Source organism: Dyadobacter linearis, assembly GCF_907165045.1.
GTDB lineage: Bacteria > Bacteroidota > Bacteroidia > Cytophagales > Spirosomataceae > Dyadobacter > Dyadobacter linearis.
In genome coordinates this window covers 851,009-867,873 of record NZ_CAJRAU010000002.1, presented here as the reverse complement: position 1 = coordinate 867,873, position 16,865 = coordinate 851,009, and the positions used below count along the sequence as shown (strand labels likewise).

Sequence of the window (16,865 nt, the reverse complement as noted above, 5' to 3'; positions counted from 1 at the left end):
GTCACTGGCTTTAACCCAATTTTAATGTTAGCTATGAAAAATATCGAGTGCCACTATAAAGACGGATCATTGGTCTTTTGCACCACAAATTCTTACACATACGCCACTGCACACAAGATATTGGATGTGTTTAATTTTCTGGGACTGGTTTCGAGGATCAGGCTGAAATCAGGCCAGTCATTTAATGTAGTCGGGCGTCTGCCGGTCAATTACGACCCGTTTATTCCCGATCAGGGGAAATGGAATGATGTAGTGTCTCAGTTGGTTGAAACCAAGCAGGCCCTCGAAAAGGAAGTTTGTTCTATTTAGGTCTTTCTTAGGTCTTCCAGTTGTTTCAAGAGGTCGTTCAGCTCGTTTTCCGCTGACTTCAATGCTTTTAAATCGGCGGTATCTACTACATTCTCAGTAGAATCGTCAAAGTTCTTTGCCTCTTCCGCCACGTCAGGAATTTCCCGGTTTTCTGGGGATAATTCCTGTTCTGCTTCCAGATTATTTCTGTCAAATTCTATTTGCTGACGCTTAGACAGTATTTGCTCTCTAAGTTCTTTCTCCTTCTGATTGTCTGCTGCCATTTTTTTGAAATCATGTTTCTCTGGTTTCCCAAAAAACCAAGCCAACGGTTTAGATCGTTACGTTAAATAACTGAACACGGCAACTTGCACATTTCGCTGCCGTTGAATAATCCATTCGACCGGTATCCACTGTAATGATTAAGATTTGTCTCAATAATAATTGACAAACCTCTTCATTCACTTTACTGGTCTGGCTTATGAAACACACCTACTATCTTATCTTGGTATTGATGATTACCTTGACTTTCGCAGGTCTGGGGTATATTTTCCAAGATGGCGAGAATGAAGCAGCCGCTACTGTCATTCAAAGTGATACTACGGCTGTTTCGATTGGCAAATCTGTCCCTGCGGACATTGAAAAAAGCATTAGTCAACGCGAATACCATATTACCTTCGACACACAGAGCGGCCGGTATCAAAGTCCCAACCGGGAACATAATCTCCGTGCATTCTACGAACCGGGTGTGCTCACAGTCCGTAACCGAAAGGATTCCGCGGGCCACAACTTCGAATTCAAGCTGGTTAATCGAGGGATTTATGCAGACAACAAGCGAATCGATCTTATTGATCCAGAAACCATTGTCGAAAACAAAAACAACACCGCTGAGATCAGGCACAGTACGTTTACCGAGCAGTACATCAATAGTCCGGAAGGTATCCGCCAGAATTTTATCATTGAAAAAGCGCCATCAGGGACGGATGATTTGTCTGTTAAACTGCAATTGAAGGGTTTCAAAGCCAGAGAAATTGGTAACAATACACTTGCTTTTTATAGTGAAAAAGGGACAAACGACGAGTTGGTTTACAGCGGCCTGAAATGCTGGGACGCATCCGGCGAGCCTCTTCAGGCGACCCTGGCACTGAGCGAAGGTGATATTGAGATCAATGTCGATGTCCGCGGCGCAACTTATCCTGTCACGATTGATCCGATCATATCGAATGGAAATCCGGGCAATGCGATCAAAGTCCCGGAAGCGAATCAGAACCAGGCATGGATGGGCGGGGTAGTGTCCAGCGCGGGTGATGTGAATGGGGACGGATACAGCGATGTGCTCGTGGGCGCTTCCAAATATGATAACGGGCAAATTGACGAAGGGGCAGTTTTTGTTTATTATGGCAATTCGGCTGGTATCAATATGGCCGGTGGTGTGATGCTCGAATCTGATCAGAAAGAAGCACGTTTCGGCGCCTTCGCTTCCTCGGCAGGAGATATCAATAAGGATGGTTTCAGCGATATCATCGTCGGCGCGCATATGTACGATAAAGGCCAGACCAATGAGGGTGCAGCATTTGTCTATTACGGGTCTGCGCAGGGAATCAGCAAAGTTGCGTCGCTGGTATTGGAAAGTAATCAGGCTGAGGCCAATATGGGCAATACCGTCGGCTTGGCCGGTGATGTGAACGGGGACGGTTACAGCGATGTGCTGGTCTGTGCGCGGGCTTATGACAAAGGGCAGACCAATGAAGGGGTCGTTTTCCTTTATCACGGTTCAGCAGCAGGACTAAATACGAATAACCCTATGATCATTGAAGCCAATCAGGCCGAAGCGATGATGGGCTTTTGCGCCTCTGGTGCCGGCGACGTGAACGGGGATGGTTACAGCGATATCCTGGTTGGTGCCAGACTTTACGACAAAGGCCAGACAGATGAAGGTGCTGTCTTCGTCTATCACGGCTCCGCGCTGGGTATCAATCCTGCAAATGCGGCTACTACTTTGGAAAGCAACCAGGCAACAGCATATCTGGGCCACACGGCAGCGACTGCGGGCGATGTGAATGGCGACGGTTACAGTGACATCATCATTGGTGCGAACATGTACGACAAAGGCCAAACCAATGAAGGGGCGGCTTTTGTGCATTATGGTTCCGCGCAGGGTATCAACATTGTTGCTGCAACGACGCTTGAATCAAACCAGGCAGAAGCCCAGTTCGGCTATTCAGTAGCTAGCGCTGGAGATGTGAATGGCGACGGATATGCCGATGTGATCGTCGGGGCGATGTACTACGATAATGGTCAAAGTAACGAAGGGGCTGCGTTTGTTTATCCAGGCAGCCAAACCGGCATTTCGGCAACTGCAATTTCAACGCTGGAAAGTAATCAAGCTGGGGCGCAATTTGGCAGCAATGTCGCCAGCGCAGGGGATGTGAATGGGGATGGATATAGTGATGTGATAGTTGGGGCGAGTTCTTACGATAATGGGCAAACTGATGAAGGTGGGGCGTTTATTTGGTTGGGTGGGGTTAGTGAATTGCTTGATTGGCCATTGACAAACCTCGAGTCTAACCAGATTAAATCATATATGGGTAGTGCTGTCGCGGGTGCGGGTGATATCAATGGCGATGGTTATAGCGATTTAATGGTTGCAGCAGCTGCCTATGATAATGGGCAGACGGATGAAGGTATTGTTTTAATCTACCACGGATCTGCCGCAGGAATTAAAAATACTCCAGCCCAGATGTTGGAAGGTGATAACGAAGATGCCTTGTTCGGGTATTCTGTTTCAAGCGCTGGAGACGTTAATGGCGATGGATTCGACGACATTTTAATAGGTTCGATTTATTATTCCAATGTAGAAGATCATGAAGGAGCCGCATTCATTTATTTTGGATCACTAGTCGGCGTACAACAAGCATCGAAACTTACTTTGGAGAGCAACCAGGTAAATGGTCTGATGGGAGGTTCGGTGTCGAAAGCAGGTGATATTAATGGTGATGGCTTTTCAGATATTATAGTTGGTGTTGAAAATTACAGCGATCTCCAAGTTGGTGAAGGAGCGGCGTTTATTTATTTGGGTTCTCAGGCAGGAATTAAAAGTTCTGTTAAAACCATCGTGGAAAGTAATGTCGAAGATGCGTGGCTAGGAAAGGCGGTCTCGAATGCCGGTGACGTAAATGGTGACGGTTTCGACGATGTCTTAATTGGGAGTCCATGGTATAATAACGGAAATGGCCTGGGTGCCACCTTCATTTACTATGGATCTAAATCCGGAATTGCACTTAATCTTTCAAAAAAATTAGAAACTAGCCAGAATATAAAATTTGGATGTTCAGTATCAAGTGCCGGAGACGTGAATGCAGACGGTTTTGACGATATCATTATTGGGAGCAGCAGTTACAGAAATGGGCAGATTGCCGAGGGAGCTGCATTTATATTTCATGGCTCACCGATTGGGATTGAGGAGAATCCTGCCTCTATTCTAGAAAGCGATCTTCAAGGTGCAGAAATGGGCAACGATGTGGGAAGTGCAGGAGACATCAACGGCGACGGATATAGTGATGTGGTTATAGGGGCTTTCTATTGGGAAAAAGGCCAACAGAGGGAAGGAGCTTTCGCTGTATACCTCGGCTCAAAATTTGGAATCAATATCAATACCTTGAAGATTTATGAAAGTAATCAAGAATCGGCGCAGCTTGGTTCGTCGGTATCGGCTGCTGGGGATTTAAATGGTGACGGCTACGGAGATCTTATTGTTGGAGCCGAAATATACGATCACGGTCAGAACGATGAGGGTTCAGCCTTTATATTTTACGGGAACAAGGGTGTCAATATAAAAAATACAGTACAATTGTACAACAGTAATTTGCTTTCCCCAATCAACCAAACCCAATTCGCTCAAAACAACTTTGGTGCTGGATTATATTCAAAATCCTTCCTAGGCAGTAATAAAGGCAAGCTGGTTTGGGAAACGAAGGCGGCTGGGCAGGGGTTTTCAAAGGGAGCGAATAATGTAATTACGAATAGCACACAATCCTCCGGCTCGCAGAACATTTATGCGAATCTGGGACTGATGGGTACGGAGTTGAAGAATGTTATCCCGAAACAAGGACCGGCTACGAAGGTGCGGGTCAGGGTAAAATATGATCCTGTATTGGCGCTTACTGGTCAGACGTATGGTCCGTGGCGTTACCTGCCTTCTTACTTAACTGGAAACGGTACCGCGCCCGTACCTGACGAGCGAATGCAGGAAACCGTTTCAAGAAAAGCAACGTCAGTAGAAGGGTTGGGAGTAAAGGTTATAATTTATCCTAATCCCGTGTCAGATAGACTGCTAATTACCGAGCTTGACAAGAGTAAAGTGGCGAACGTTCAAATTGTTTCGAACTTAGGACGGTCGCTATACAAGTCAAATAATGCAGAAAGTGAAATTGACGTGAGCGGATTCAGTCCGGGTGTTTACATACTGATCCTAAAATATACCGATGGCTCGCAGAGTACGCACCGGATTGCGGTGAAAAGATAAGGCGGTTCGAAAAATGAAGAATGCTGCATTCGACACGGAATGCAGCATTCTTCATTTAAATTAAAACCGCAGTATCAGGTTCGTATTGATTGTCGTCCGGCGACGCGGAATAGGACAGTGCGATTCGTTTTCCGGTATTCTCAGCCAGCTCCAGCATTTCAAAAAGTCTTTCTTCTCCTTCTATCCGCAGCGCCTGGTACAATATGTTACCGTAGTGGAATTCCTGCGAACCAAGTCCTTTTGCCAAGGCAATCAGTTGATAACGATCAAAAATTTCCTTTCCTGTCATGGCGTGCAACATTTGACTTAAATCCGGCATCTCATTTTTGTCGAATAGATGTCAGGTTCACCCAGAAGGTTGCATGCACTATTGTAGATGTGCAGGAAGTTGAATGTCTTTACTTGTATCATCAGGAATTGCTTGTAGCCGCTGCACAGGAATCGGTATCAACCCCGACCAGATGGGAAGTTCCAGATCTTCTTCTTCATCTTTTGGCATTCCGCTTCTGACCTTTGCCGAAGCCTCTTCAATAGAAAATGCAAGCGCGGTTGTCTTTAATACTTCGTTTTTCTTCATTGGTCGCAAATATGACCAGCGATTCGGGACAATTTTGTTTGTAAGCCACTCAAAAGCAGCAGCCTTCGTTTCAAAGTCTTCGATCTTTTCAGCATTCGAAAATATCGTGACGGACCTGTAATTCACTGAGTGACTAAATGCAGATTTAGCGACGACCAAAGCGTCGGTCAACATGACGGAAATACATACCGGAATACCTTTTTCGATTTCCCGGATGAAATGGCTTCCGACGGATCCGTGAATGTAAATTTTGTCCTCGTACCGCACAAAAGCCGTGGGAATTGCGAATGGACGATCGTCCACGACAAAGCTGATTGTGCAAAAAAGCGCTTCGTCCAAAATGGAGTAGATCGTTTCGTAATCGTAATGCGCTCTTTTAGGAAGCCGGCTCGGAATAAGATGGGGAGGTATATTTTTCATGACATTTTTTTTCTCCAAAAATCTCACCTAATTGGACGATATAAATGATCCGATTTATAAACTTATGATAGTCCAATTATGCGTGTTTTATCTTCCCTGATCACCATTGAGAAATCCGGAAAAGGAGCGGTCTATTTGCAAATTGCGAATCAGTTGGTTGCATTGGTGAGGGCAGGTACGTTACAGCCGGGACATAAGCTGCTCAGCACCAGGGAGCTTGCAGCAAATTTGAAAGTGCATCGTCGGACAGTTGTGCAGGCTTATGATGAGCTCCTGGCGCAAGGCTGGCTCGAAAGTCACACCGGCCGTGGTACATTTGTTACAAAGCATTTACCTACTATGCAGCCTGCGTCTGGCGGAACGCGTTCAACAGTTTTACCAAAATCCCAAAAAGAAGCCGGATTTACATTCGAAAAGCTTTCCCATTTAAATCGACCTGTTTTAAAACCAGTCAACCGACTTCATCTCGACGATGGATTTCCTGATCCCAGGCTCGCGCCGAGAGCCGAGCTGGCGAGGGCTTACCGAAGCCAATTGTTGCAGGGCAATGCATATTCACGGTTGGGATATGGTGAAACGAAGGGTTCTGCCTGGCTGCGCCAGGAGCTTTCCTCCCATTTGAATGAGACCCGCGGATTGACGACTACTACGGATAACATCTTGATTACGAGGGGTGTAATTATGGGAGTGCATTTGGTAAGTACACTACTTATTAAACCCGGCGATCATGTTGCGGTCGATTCACCGGGGTGGTTTAGCGCAACAATGAATTTTGTGCATGCAGGTGCAACTGTGACAGAAATCCCGGTCGATGAATATGGAATGGATGTGTCAGCATTAGAAAGATTGTGCGAGCAAAAGCCGGTAAGAATGGTTTATGTGACTTCACACCATCATTATCCAACCACAGTTGCACTTCGTGCCGACAGGCGTATTGCCTTGTTGCAGCTGGCGGCCAAATATAAATTCGCTGTTTTCGAAGACGATTATGACTATGATTTTCACTACCTCAGCAAGCCGCTGCTCCCGCTGGCGGGGGCGGATTCGCATCAGATGGTGCTGTATTGCGGTTCTTTTACCAAAACGATATCGCCAGCTTTCCGAGTCGGGTACCTGGTGGGGCCGGAAGATGTGATTACCGAACTGGCACTTTTGCGCCGGATCATCGACCGGCAGGGGGACCAGATGCTCGAAAATGCAATTGCCGAGTTACTGCAAACCGGTGTCATTCAGCGGCATCTGCGAAAGTCAATGCGGGTTTACAAGCAGCGACGTGATCACTTTTGCGACCTTTTAAAATCTCAGCTTGGAGATTCGGTCAATTTTGAAGTGCCGGATGGAGGTATGGCAGTGTGGACTCGATTTGACACAACTATTAATCTGACGCACCTCGCCTCGCGAGCGCTGCGGGAAGATCTGTACTTTTCTGGTGCGACCAGTGAGATAGAAATGCGGAATAATGCGATCAGACTTGGATTTGCTTCATCGGATTTGAATGAACTGGAAGAAAGTGTTGCGATCATCAAGAAATTGTTGTGAGATTTGCAGCCTTAATTCATGACAAATGCCCAACGGGATTTTACAGAGCTATCGTATTGCATTCACCGGGCTGAGCAGGGAAACCTGGCTACTCAGCATTGTGATTCTCGTGAACCGCTGCGGTTATATGGCCGTACCTTTTATGAGTATGTATGTTACTCAAAATCTTCACCGAAGTGTCGCCGATGCTGGATTGATCATCACACTATTTGGAGTTGGGTCGGTGGTGGGCGCAATGGCGGGTGGATATTTCACGGATAAATGGGGATTCCGTCAGGTGCAGGTTATCAGCCTCATTATGAGCGGCGTATTTTTTATTCTGTTCAGTTTAGTGACCGACTTTACAGCTCTTTGCGGACTCGTAATCGTATTAAGTTTTTTTGTAGAAGCATTTAAACCGGCAAATAGTACAGCCATTGCAGCCTATTCGACGACTGCAAACCTTACGCGTTCATATGCTTTGAACCGGCTCGCGACTAACGTTGGATTTGGTTTCGGAACGTCGGTTGGAGGAATACTGGCCGCGATCAATTATCATCTCCTGTTTTGGGTTGACGGTGCTGTATATATGATAGCCGGGATACTGATAGTCATTCTTTTACCCAAAGCGAAGGTCAACCGGGAACGACAGAAGGATGAGGTTGACGAATACATGGGAAAATCGCCATGGAAAGACGGATTTTTTCTGAGGTTTTTGACAATGGTCACACTTTATATGGTCTGCTTCTCAATCCTGTTCAGGCTGGTCCCTGTATATTGGAAAGAGGAAATGCATATTGGCGAGGCAACTATCGGTATGCTGCTGGGAATGAATGGGTTGATCATCGCACTATTTGAAATGGTGCTCATTCAGAATTTGCGGGACCGGTGGCCTGATTCCGTATATATCGTAGCGGGCGTGGTTTTCAGTGCCCTTTCTTTCCTTGCGCTTGTAGTCCCGTTTGTTTTGCCAATTGTACTTGCCGGCTTTGCAGTACTGCTTTTCACAATCGGTGAAATGCTCGCAATTCCCTACATAACTACTTTTGTAATGAATAGGGCAATGGATAGCAACCGGGGCAAGTATTCTGCTGCTTACTCTGTGGCTCAGGCGGTTGCGCAAATCGTAGGTCCTGCAACCGGCGGTATTGTGGCCGCGCAATGGGGCTATCAGCCGCTGTGGGCGGGGCTGATAGTCGTTAGTGTGTGTTGCGCTTTCGGTTTCCGGGTTTTATTCCTCAGGGAAGCCAGGGTCGGTTGATTCGCCGGATTCAGCCTGCCCGAGCGCTTTGTCGAGCTGCTCTTTCAGATCTTTGATCCGCTCTTCTTCCATTTCAAGCGCCTTTCTTTGCAGTTCGATGAGATCATCTTTTTTGACCATCACATAGTTCTCCCTCGGCTCTTCAAACATCGGTGCTTCACCCACAAGCTGGGCGACGGTCGCGTTAAAAACTTCTGCGAGTTTGATGGTTTCCTTTAAAGACGGGTCACTCTTACCAGTTTCCCAGTGCGAGATAGTCTGCTTGCCGCGTCTGTCAATTTTTTCGGCCAACTCGTCCTGGTTCCATCCCATCAATTCCCGGTATTTCCTAATTCTATCGCCTGTTACCGACATTATTTTCGCTAAACTTATATGATTTCTTGACTTTGTATCGATAATGTTATACTTTTGTATATAGCAATTATCGTATTACGCAAAATACAAAATTAACACACACAACATTACATCAAATGGAGGAGCTGCAAGCACGAGTTTCCGAACAGGGTGGATTGTCCATCAAAGAGCGTCTTTTGGTGAGGTTCGTAAGATCCAGAAACATTGTCGGGAAGAACTGGCGGGGTGTCCTCGCTGCCCGGGATCCGTTTTTTAACACCAAGCTAGGCGGGGATTACCTTACTTCCGTTGCGCAAGCTGTATCAGACAGCAGTCGCGGAAATGTGGACCGGATCGAGCGGGTTACTATTGCGCTCGAAAAGGTGGCAGGTATCCGCTCAGTACCAATTGTTTAGCAGGTGAGAGGTAGTTTGGGTTTTAGATTTTTTTGCCCTGGATCCTGAATGCATTGAGGATCGCGAGCAAAGCGACACCGACGTCGGCGAAAACCGCTTCCCAGAGTGTGGCGATTCCGCCGGCGCCTAGTAGCATTACTGCCACTTTTACACCCATTGCCAGCGAAATATTCTGGTAAACGACGCTTTTGGTTACTTTGCCGGCGCGGATCGCAGATACGATTTTCGACGGTTGGTCATTCTGGATCACGATATCGGCTGTTTCAATAGCCGCATCGGAGCCGAGTGCGCCCATTGCGATACCTGCATCCGCCAGTGCAATCACAGGCGCGTCGTTTACACCGTCGCCAACAAAGGCAATTCGCTTGCCCTGGTCTTTCAGTTTTTGCACGATCGCGACCTTGTCTTCGGGGAGTAAGTCGCCATAACTTTGTGCGATTTGGAGTGTTTGGGCAATGTGCGACACCACCGCGGTTTTGTCTCCTGAAAGCATTATCGTCTCGATACCAAGCGATTTCAGGTCAGCCACAGCTTGTGCGGCGTCATCTTTAATTTGATCGGCAATCAGGAAATGGCCTGCATAAGCGCCGTCAACAGCGACTGCGACGATCGTTTCAGGGATATCCGTAAGGTTTGCGGGATATTGGATCAGGTATTTATCAAGTAGTTTTAAATTTCCTGCCAAAACCTTTTTCGTACCTACGATCCCGGCCAATCCATGTCCGGCTATTTCCCTGACTTCCAGCGGTTTTTGAAGCTCCGCAGCATTTGCATAACTGACAACAGCTTTGGCGACCGGGTGGGTGGAATAGTTTTCGAGAGAAGCCGCCAGCTGAATAAATTCCTGTTTATCAAGCGTTGTTTCCACGTGCTGAACTGCAAAAACTCCTTTGGTAAGTGTACCCGTTTTGTCAGAAACGACCGTATCGATTTTTGTGATAACATCCAGAAAATTAGCGCCTTTCACCAAAATACCATTTCGCGAAGCCAGGCCAATTCCACCGAAATAACCCAGCGGAATGGAGATTGTAAGCGCACAGGGACAAGCGATAACAAGGAAAACCATACCCCGGTAAAGCCACTGATCGAAATCGTAATTGTTTACAAAAAAGTAGGGCAGTAGAATGATCAGTACGGATAGCAAGAAAACGATCGGCGTATATATTTTTGCCAACCTGCTGATAAGTAATTGTGTCGGTGCTTTTCTGGCAGTGGCTTCCTGTACCATTTCCAGGATGCGGGACAGTTTTGAATCTTTAAACAAAGTAGTCACTGTAACCTCCACAGCTTGCTCGGTATTGATCATCCCTGCCAGTACCGTGTTGCCTTTTGAGATCACATCCGGCCGCGGCTCGCCGGTTAACGCGGCTGTATTGAATGTGCCCGATTCTGAACTGAGCTTTCCGTCGAGCGCAACTTTTTCACCCGCTTTTACCAAAATTATTTCGCCAATCGCCACATTATGAGGACTTACGAGGCTGTTCTGATGATCGCGGATTACGGTAACCGTGTCTGGGCGAATATCGAGCAATGCTTTGATCGAGTTTTTGGATCTGCTTACCGCGATATCCTGGAACAATTCGCCAATTTCATAAAATATCATGACCGCAACGCCCTCGCTGAATTCGCCGATATAGAATGCGCCCAGTGTTGCAATCGTCATTAATGTAAATTCATTGAAAAAATCACCGCGTGCTATCCGACGAAAGGCGATTGCAATCGTTTTGTTACCGGCTAATAAATAGGCCGCGAGCATCAGAGCGATCTCGACTGTCCGGTCTATTTCCATCTTGAAAATAAACGTAATTGCAAGTGTGGTCAGCAGGATCAGCAGGCTCAGCCAGAGCATCCACCGGGTTTTCAAAATGCTTGCTTCACCACTATCCCCGTGATCATGGTCGTGATCGTGATCATGGTCGTGGTTATGATTGTTTGCTGCCTTCTGCTTGTGGTCGTCGTGGCCAGAGCAGCAGTGGTCGGTATCGTGGTGAGTGGGATTGGTTTCCTGAACTTTCATTGTCGTTGAATTACGTTGCAAAGATAGGCCTGATAACCGTGCAACAGGGTTTCAGGTGCTGTAAATCAATCAATTGCACTATTGTTGCAATGTTTTTAGACTGAACTCCAACCAAATACGCGTCAAAATTTTCCGGTTTGTGCGTGAGTTATTTAACGGTATAGAATTCTGGCACCACCGGCAGTAGTAGCTATATGTTTTTGCCGCTTAAAGATTTAATTTTACCAATGCCCCATTTTATCCCTTTTCATGAATTTTAGACTATTCACTTACATTACTTTTTGTTTACTATTCATGCATTTAGGAAGCTGCACGCCGCGCCAGTCCGCACTTGACTTAAATGATGTATTGCGGTTTGATGCGACCGTTGCCGAACAGATTCTGTTCCTGCAATTCAGGGTGAATTTTGGTAAAAAGGGTGGGCAGGAGGAAGTGGAGCTGGTCAGTGCGGTGGCTGGAAACGGGAAATTAAAACCGTTTCGCGCGCCGGTGGAGTCGCCTTATAAAATTGAAGTTGTGCCTAGGTATAGCGTGAGTGCGCTTGAAACGGCGATGGTTTATCAGCACCCGCTGTTCCAGGAGGTTGAAGTTCACGATCCGTCTGGTGTTATTACCCGGAAAAAAAACTATCAAAAGGAGGGAGCATTCACGATGCGGATGCAGGCGGATCACAATATTGAGAAACTGGATATTTACAGCGTTACGCCAGAAAGAGGAAAGATTAAAATATACACCCTTAAACTAAAACAATGAAGAGAATCTCTACCGCACTATGTTTCATTTTATGCGCAGCCCGGGCATTTGCTCAGGAGTTTCCGGTCGACACTTTATACAAATCCGGTCCGCTGGACAGCAGGATTAATGTAGTCATTCTGGGCGATGGGTTTACAGAGGCCGAAATGCCAAAATTCAGAACGGAAGCGAAGAAGTTCGCCGATTTTTTACTGGAATATCAGCCTTACAACAGGTATAAGTCGTATTTCAATTTTTTCGCTATCCCGACTCCTTCCGAAGAAAGCGGGGTGAGTAACCCGGGAACCGCGCCGGATACTTATCCTGATCAGCCTGTCGGAACGAAGAAAACGTATTATAGCGGCACTTTTGGCTCGACGATCCATAGGCTGGTCACGATTAATTTTACTGCTGCATACAATGTGCTCGCAGCCAATCTCCCGACCTACGATCTGATTGTCGTACTTATCAATACAACCTATTACGGCGGGTCAGGCGGCTCCATTGCGGTACATACCCTGAACGAAAGCGCCAATACCATCGGCGCACACGAGATTGGGCACACATTTACTTCGTTAAATGATGAATACTGGGCCGGCCCGCAGTACGGCTGGGAGGCAGCTAATATGACGGAGGTTTCCAACCCGGCAGAAGTGAAATGGAAAAACTGGCTCGACTCGGAAGGAATAGGCGTTTACAAACATGGAAGCGACAGCGAGGCAGCCAGGTGGCATAAACCCGCAAATGGAAAGTGTCTGATGGAATATCTGAATCAGGAATTTTGTGTCGTTTGCAGGGAAGCGACTACGGAAAGGATACTGGCTATCGTAGATCCGACCAGCAACATTCAGCCCGATACGAGTGCGACTTTTCTCGTGAAAGAACCAGCTACTTTCAAATTTGATTTGCTGAAACCGGAGCCGAATTCTATGTACATACAATGGAAGCTGGATGGTCAAGTGCTCGATAATACTCAAAACGAAATCGTATTGACACCAGAGGATATTGCCGGTGTGGGCAGGCTGACCGCCACGGTATTCGACTCCACGCATTTAAGCAGGTCGGAAACGTTGCAAATATCGCGGGTAAGAACGATCGAGTGGCGGGTACAATCCAATTCGCCTGCTGTGTTTAAAATAACGACTTTAACCGACACCCTCTGTGCTGGCGGTTCGACTATGTTGACGGCTTCAGGTTGTAACGGAGAGATCAGCTGGTCAACCGGTGGGAGTGGAAATAGCATTGAAATAGGGCCAAAGACGTCCACAATCTACACTGCCACCTGTCTGGCAACCGGGCGGTTGGCCACGGCAACTATTACAATATTGCCCTTACCTGACGCGAATGCCAGCAATACCGGACCGTATTTCGAAGGTGCGGCTATTGAATTAAATGCTGCGGGTGGGACTAACTACGCCTGGTCGGGGCCGGGTAATTTCGCTTCCGCGGAGGCGAAAGTGACTATTCCGGATGCAAAGGTTTCGCAGGGTGGTACCTATATTGTCAATGTCACCGACCAGTTTGGATGCAGCGACACAGCAAGCACGACGGTTTTGGTGGAGCCAATTCTGGCTGTGAACGGGGATCCGAAGGAATGGGTGCGCGTCTCGCCTAATCCCGCCAGCGATCACATAGAAGTCGTGACCAGCCTTGCGGGTGAATCGGAACTGAAAATTTACGATATTGCTGGAAAGAAAGTCCGTACCAAGGTATTCAGTTCCAAAACGGAAATTAAGCTAAACGTTGCGGCGGGAATGTACGTGTACCGACTCAGGAATGCGAGGAAAGAGATTTCAGGAAAATTGCTCATTAAATAGCCGTTGCAGTGACGCGGGCACTGAATGCAAAAAGTCTCCGGTGTGGAGACTTTTTGCTTTAATCTGCAAGTGATTTAGGTTTCCTTCCGACTTTCGTCCGGTTGCGGATCTTGTCGGGGCGGGGACGGATCTCTTTATCCTGGAAATACAGCTTCAAAGATTCAAGGATGATATCTTTTTGGGTAAGCCCTTCCCAGTATCCATAATCTTTCATGTTTTCCATTAAAATGTAATCACAATCAAATGTTACTTTGGTTGGCGCGCCCGCAATCACCTCTTCGGGTTGGTTTGGCTCTTCCTGAATATCATTTACCAATGGAAGTGGCGCAAACTCAAATTTCCTATCTTTTGCCATAAGTGTCAGTTATTAATTCGTTCCAGTATTTCTTTAGTTAGCTTATAATAATCTTCGGCTCCGTTGCTGGCGGGAGCGTAATCGAATATGGTCATGCCGTTTGCCTGAGCTTCCGACAGTGCGATGTTATCGCGAATGTACGAATCCATAAATACTTCACCAAGTTGATCCCTCGTTGCATTGATCAGTTCGTGGCTGATCTTTTTCCTGATCTTCGGGTTATAGCGTGTCGCAAATACGCCGCCCAGGTTGGTGCTTGGACTAATTTTCTTGATCTCTGCCGAGTAAACCAGAAAGTTTCTCAAACCTTCATAACTTAAAAATTCGGCCTGCAACGGAACATAATATTGGTGGCACGAAACCAGCGCAAGTCTTGTATTTCCGTAAAGCGCAGGCGGACAGTCGATGATCACAAAATCGTACAGATCCTTTACTTTTTCCAGTGCAATTTTCAGGTTAAAAGGAAAAACAGGAGCCGACCTGATCGTTTCTTCCCTGTGTATCATTTCGGCCGATCCCGGCAAAACATCAATATCCCCAACACGCTTTACAATCTCGTCAAATTCATATTCTCCGGTGATGAACGCGCCACTGTCTTTCTTCAAGCCTGCGTGTGTAATTCCGAAGCTTTTGGTCAAACTGGCTTGCGCATCAAGGTCAATGACGAGCACTCTCGCATTTGCAAATTTGCTGAGACCGGCAGCAATGCTTTGAGCGGAAGTAGTTTTTCCTACACCACCTTTGTTGTTGACAATACTGATGATTTTCATTTAAAAGTATTATTAGTATAAAATGTTATCTGTATATTCCAAGTCTGATATGTAAATAAACAGAAAATATTTTTACCACTATTCCTTCCAAATAAAAAGTCTCATAAGTTTTTATCTGCCGTAAATGTATAAATCTTTTTAAAAGAATAATTAGTATAAAAAGATTTATTTTTGAAGAATTTCATTCATCTTCTGTAACTATCTGAATTCAAGCCGTTTGATATGTTGTATTGCGAAATAAAAAAGCCCGCCATTTTGAATGAGCGGGCTGACATAATACTTGTGTTCTGAATTTTCGAACCGTCGATCTGGTCAGGAATTCTAGATCACAGCTTTTGGTTCAATTACCTGAGCTGTTTTGTGAGTAACGTACTTGTGGATACGATACATTAAGAATCCGGTTATTATAATAGCAACCACGACCACGTTTCCGAGCAATGGATAGTTTTCCAGGTAACCTGTCGCAGTTTCGGAAACAATATAGCCTGCGATCAGAGAAGCGATTCCACCGGATATCTGCTGTACCGAAGAGTTAATTCCCATGAATGCGCCGCGGTCGTGAGGTTCGGGAACGGCGCTCATTAATGCAGAAGCTGAGATCATTCTGGCAGTAATACCTACGAATAGCAAAATGTTCAATATGATAATAATCCAAAGCGGGGTTACACTGAGATTGCAATAGATCAACGTCATTACACAGGCAATTACCGAGCCCCAAAGGAACACCTGATACTTGCCGACTTTGTCGCTTAGCTTCCCGATGAGCGGACTGAATGCAAGCATACAAAGTCCGGTTACCATATATAAAGTTGGTAATTGTGCTTCCTGGATCCCCAGGTTGTTCACACCATAAGCAGTTCCAAAAGGCATTAACATAAAGCCGCCGGTTGCGAGCATCGTCGTCGCCGCGAAACCTTGCAGATACTGCGGCTTGGAAATCGTCCTGCCCAAATGCTGGAATGCATTGCCCTGCGACTGGAATTTCAAATGGGCATTGATCGGCTTCATATAAGCGACGATCAGAATACCAACTATAATGCTCACACCGACGATCATCAGAAACGGCGCGTGCCAGCTGAATTCTTTCGCGAGGTAAAGTCCGATCGGAATGCCAAGTACCTGACTGCTCGCAAACGCCATTTGAACAAATCCCATCACGCGGCCGCGGACCTGGATCGGGAAAAGATCAGTGATAATCGCGAAACCAATAGAACCGATCACGCCTCCGAATAGCCCCGTGAAGATCCGCGCAAATAATGGAAAATGGTAGGTAGGTGCGATGCCGCACAAAAATGTGCCGATCACAAAGCCGGTATAAAAGAAGAGCAGTAATTTTTTGCGGTCAAATTTGTCGGCAAAACCCGCAGTGAGCAGCCCGGCCGCTCCGGCACTGAATGCGTAAGCTGAAACAACCAGCCCAAACTGGCTCGTACTGATCGAAAGCTTGTCGAGTAAAATGTAACCCAGCGGCGAGAGTACCATGAAATCCAGCACGACTGTGAATTGCAGGATTGCCAGCAGGGCAATAATAAATTTTTCGTAACCGGTGAATGCACCAGTCTTTTGTTCTGACATATATCTTGGTTTAGTCTGTTAATTCCTCGCACGCATAACCGGCCTGCTGCACAAGTGCGATCACCGGCCTGCAATCGGGCTGCCGGGCCTCTATGCGCAATACTTTGTCGATATCCGACAGGTCAATATTCCATTTTAATATTTCGGTCTGTCCGTCGAGCAAGTGTGAAATGGATCTTACGTGCCTCTTGCTGTTGATGTTAGTCCTGAAAATCAGGACAAATTCCTGTGTAAACTTTTCTTCATTCATAGCTATTGAGT

Annotated in this window: 16 protein-coding genes; 7 read left to right on the top strand and 9 right to left on the bottom strand. The window is 46.5% G+C overall.

The genetic code is table 11. The features are described from left to right. The first annotated feature begins 33 nt into the window (after positions 1 to 33). Positions 34 to 309 (top strand): hypothetical protein, encoded by a 276-nt coding sequence (locus tag KOD92_RS09645; RefSeq protein WP_215233328.1) that lies wholly within the window; start codon positions 34 to 36, stop codon positions 307 to 309. Here KOD92_RS09645 and KOD92_RS09640 read toward each other — a convergent pair. Beyond that, positions 306 to 572, bottom strand: a complete 267-nt coding sequence (locus tag KOD92_RS09640; RefSeq protein WP_215233327.1) for a hypothetical protein — start codon at positions 570 to 572, stop codon at positions 306 to 308. The two genes, KOD92_RS09645 and KOD92_RS09640, sit on opposite strands and share 4 nt — an antisense overlap. Positions 573 to 769: 197 nt before the next feature. On the opposite strand from KOD92_RS09640, the gene KOD92_RS09635 reads away from it, so the two are divergent. Then, positions 770 to 4,813: an FG-GAP-like repeat-containing protein gene (locus tag KOD92_RS09635; protein ID WP_215233326.1), complete on the top strand. Its 4,044-nt coding sequence runs from the start codon at positions 770 to 772 to the stop codon at positions 4,811 to 4,813. 55 nt (positions 4,814 to 4,868) lie between these two features. Here the strand turns inward: KOD92_RS09635 and KOD92_RS09630 are convergent, their stop codons facing one another. Both KOD92_RS09630 and KOD92_RS09625 read right to left on the bottom strand, forming a co-directional pair. Further along, the gene (locus KOD92_RS09630) at positions 4,869 to 5,102 is read right to left on the bottom strand and encodes a hypothetical protein (protein ID WP_229254609.1); all 234 of its coding nucleotides are present in this window, start codon (positions 5,100 to 5,102) and stop codon (positions 4,869 to 4,871) included. A gap of 78 nt (positions 5,103 to 5,180) precedes the next feature. Then, positions 5,181 to 5,810: a pyridoxamine 5'-phosphate oxidase family protein gene (locus KOD92_RS09625; protein WP_215233325.1), complete on the bottom strand. Its 630-nt coding sequence runs from the start codon at positions 5,808 to 5,810 to the stop codon at positions 5,181 to 5,183. A 78-nt stretch (positions 5,811 to 5,888) separates the two neighbouring features. Between KOD92_RS09625 and pdxR the strand changes: the two genes are divergently transcribed. Continuing rightward, positions 5,889 to 7,349, top strand: coding sequence for a MocR-like pyridoxine biosynthesis transcription factor PdxR (gene pdxR / locus KOD92_RS09620; RefSeq protein WP_215233324.1), 1,461 nt, complete (start codon positions 5,889 to 5,891; stop codon positions 7,347 to 7,349). Positions 7,350 to 7,374: 25 nt separating this feature from the next. Further along, positions 7,375 to 8,589, top strand: coding sequence for an MFS transporter (locus tag KOD92_RS09615; protein WP_215233323.1), 1,215 nt, complete (start codon positions 7,375 to 7,377; stop codon positions 8,587 to 8,589). On the opposite strand, the gene KOD92_RS09610 is transcribed toward KOD92_RS09615, so the two are convergent. Then, a complete protein-coding gene (locus KOD92_RS09610) occupies positions 8,560 to 8,943 on the bottom strand; it encodes a helix-turn-helix transcriptional regulator (RefSeq protein ID WP_215233322.1) in 384 nt (127 codons plus the stop codon). The two genes, KOD92_RS09615 and KOD92_RS09610, sit on opposite strands and share 30 nt — an antisense overlap. Before the next feature lie 116 nt (positions 8,944 to 9,059). Between KOD92_RS09610 and KOD92_RS09605 the strand changes: the two genes are divergently transcribed. After that, a complete protein-coding gene (locus KOD92_RS09605) occupies positions 9,060 to 9,338 on the top strand; it encodes a hypothetical protein (protein ID WP_215233321.1) in 279 nt (92 codons plus the stop codon). Positions 9,339 to 9,360: 22 nt separating this feature from the next. Here KOD92_RS09605 and KOD92_RS09600 read toward each other — a convergent pair whose 3' ends face one another. Continuing rightward, positions 9,361 to 11,355 (bottom strand): heavy metal translocating P-type ATPase, encoded by a 1,995-nt coding sequence (locus KOD92_RS09600; RefSeq protein WP_215233320.1) that lies wholly within the window; start codon positions 11,353 to 11,355, stop codon positions 9,361 to 9,363. Positions 11,356 to 11,604: 249 nt separating this feature from the next. Here KOD92_RS09600 and KOD92_RS09595 point away from each other — a divergent pair, with 249 nt between their 5' ends. Together KOD92_RS09595 and KOD92_RS09590 are read left to right on the top strand one after the other, a co-directional pair. After that, a complete protein-coding gene (locus tag KOD92_RS09595) occupies positions 11,605 to 12,108 on the top strand; it encodes a hypothetical protein (RefSeq protein ID WP_215233319.1) in 504 nt (167 codons plus the stop codon). Next, on the top strand, positions 12,105 to 13,904 hold the full coding sequence (locus KOD92_RS09590; protein WP_215233318.1) for a M64 family metallopeptidase: 1,800 nt from the start codon (positions 12,105 to 12,107) through the stop codon (positions 13,902 to 13,904). Before KOD92_RS09595 ends, KOD92_RS09590 begins: the two co-directional genes overlap by 4 nt. A 58-nt stretch (positions 13,905 to 13,962) precedes the next feature. Here KOD92_RS09590 and KOD92_RS09585 read toward each other — a convergent pair whose 3' ends face one another. The 4 genes from KOD92_RS09585 to KOD92_RS09570 all read right to left on the bottom strand — a co-directional run bounded on the left by KOD92_RS09585 (position 13,963) and on the right by KOD92_RS09570 (position 16,854). Continuing rightward, positions 13,963 to 14,259 (bottom strand): hypothetical protein, encoded by a 297-nt coding sequence (locus KOD92_RS09585; protein WP_215233317.1) that lies wholly within the window; start codon positions 14,257 to 14,259, stop codon positions 13,963 to 13,965. 5 nt (positions 14,260 to 14,264) lie between these two features. After that, entirely contained in the window at positions 14,265 to 15,029 is a 765-nt protein-coding gene (locus KOD92_RS09580) for a ParA family protein (RefSeq protein WP_215233316.1), read from the bottom strand. Positions 15,030 to 15,350: 321 nt separating this feature from the next. Continuing rightward, on the bottom strand, positions 15,351 to 16,604 hold the full coding sequence (locus tag KOD92_RS09575; RefSeq protein ID WP_215233315.1) for an MFS transporter: 1,254 nt from the start codon (positions 16,602 to 16,604) through the stop codon (positions 15,351 to 15,353). Between the two features lie 10 nt (positions 16,605 to 16,614). Continuing rightward, on the bottom strand, positions 16,615 to 16,854 hold the full coding sequence (locus tag KOD92_RS09570; RefSeq protein WP_215233314.1) for a hypothetical protein: 240 nt from the start codon (positions 16,852 to 16,854) through the stop codon (positions 16,615 to 16,617). Positions 16,855 to 16,865: the final 11 nt, after the last annotated feature.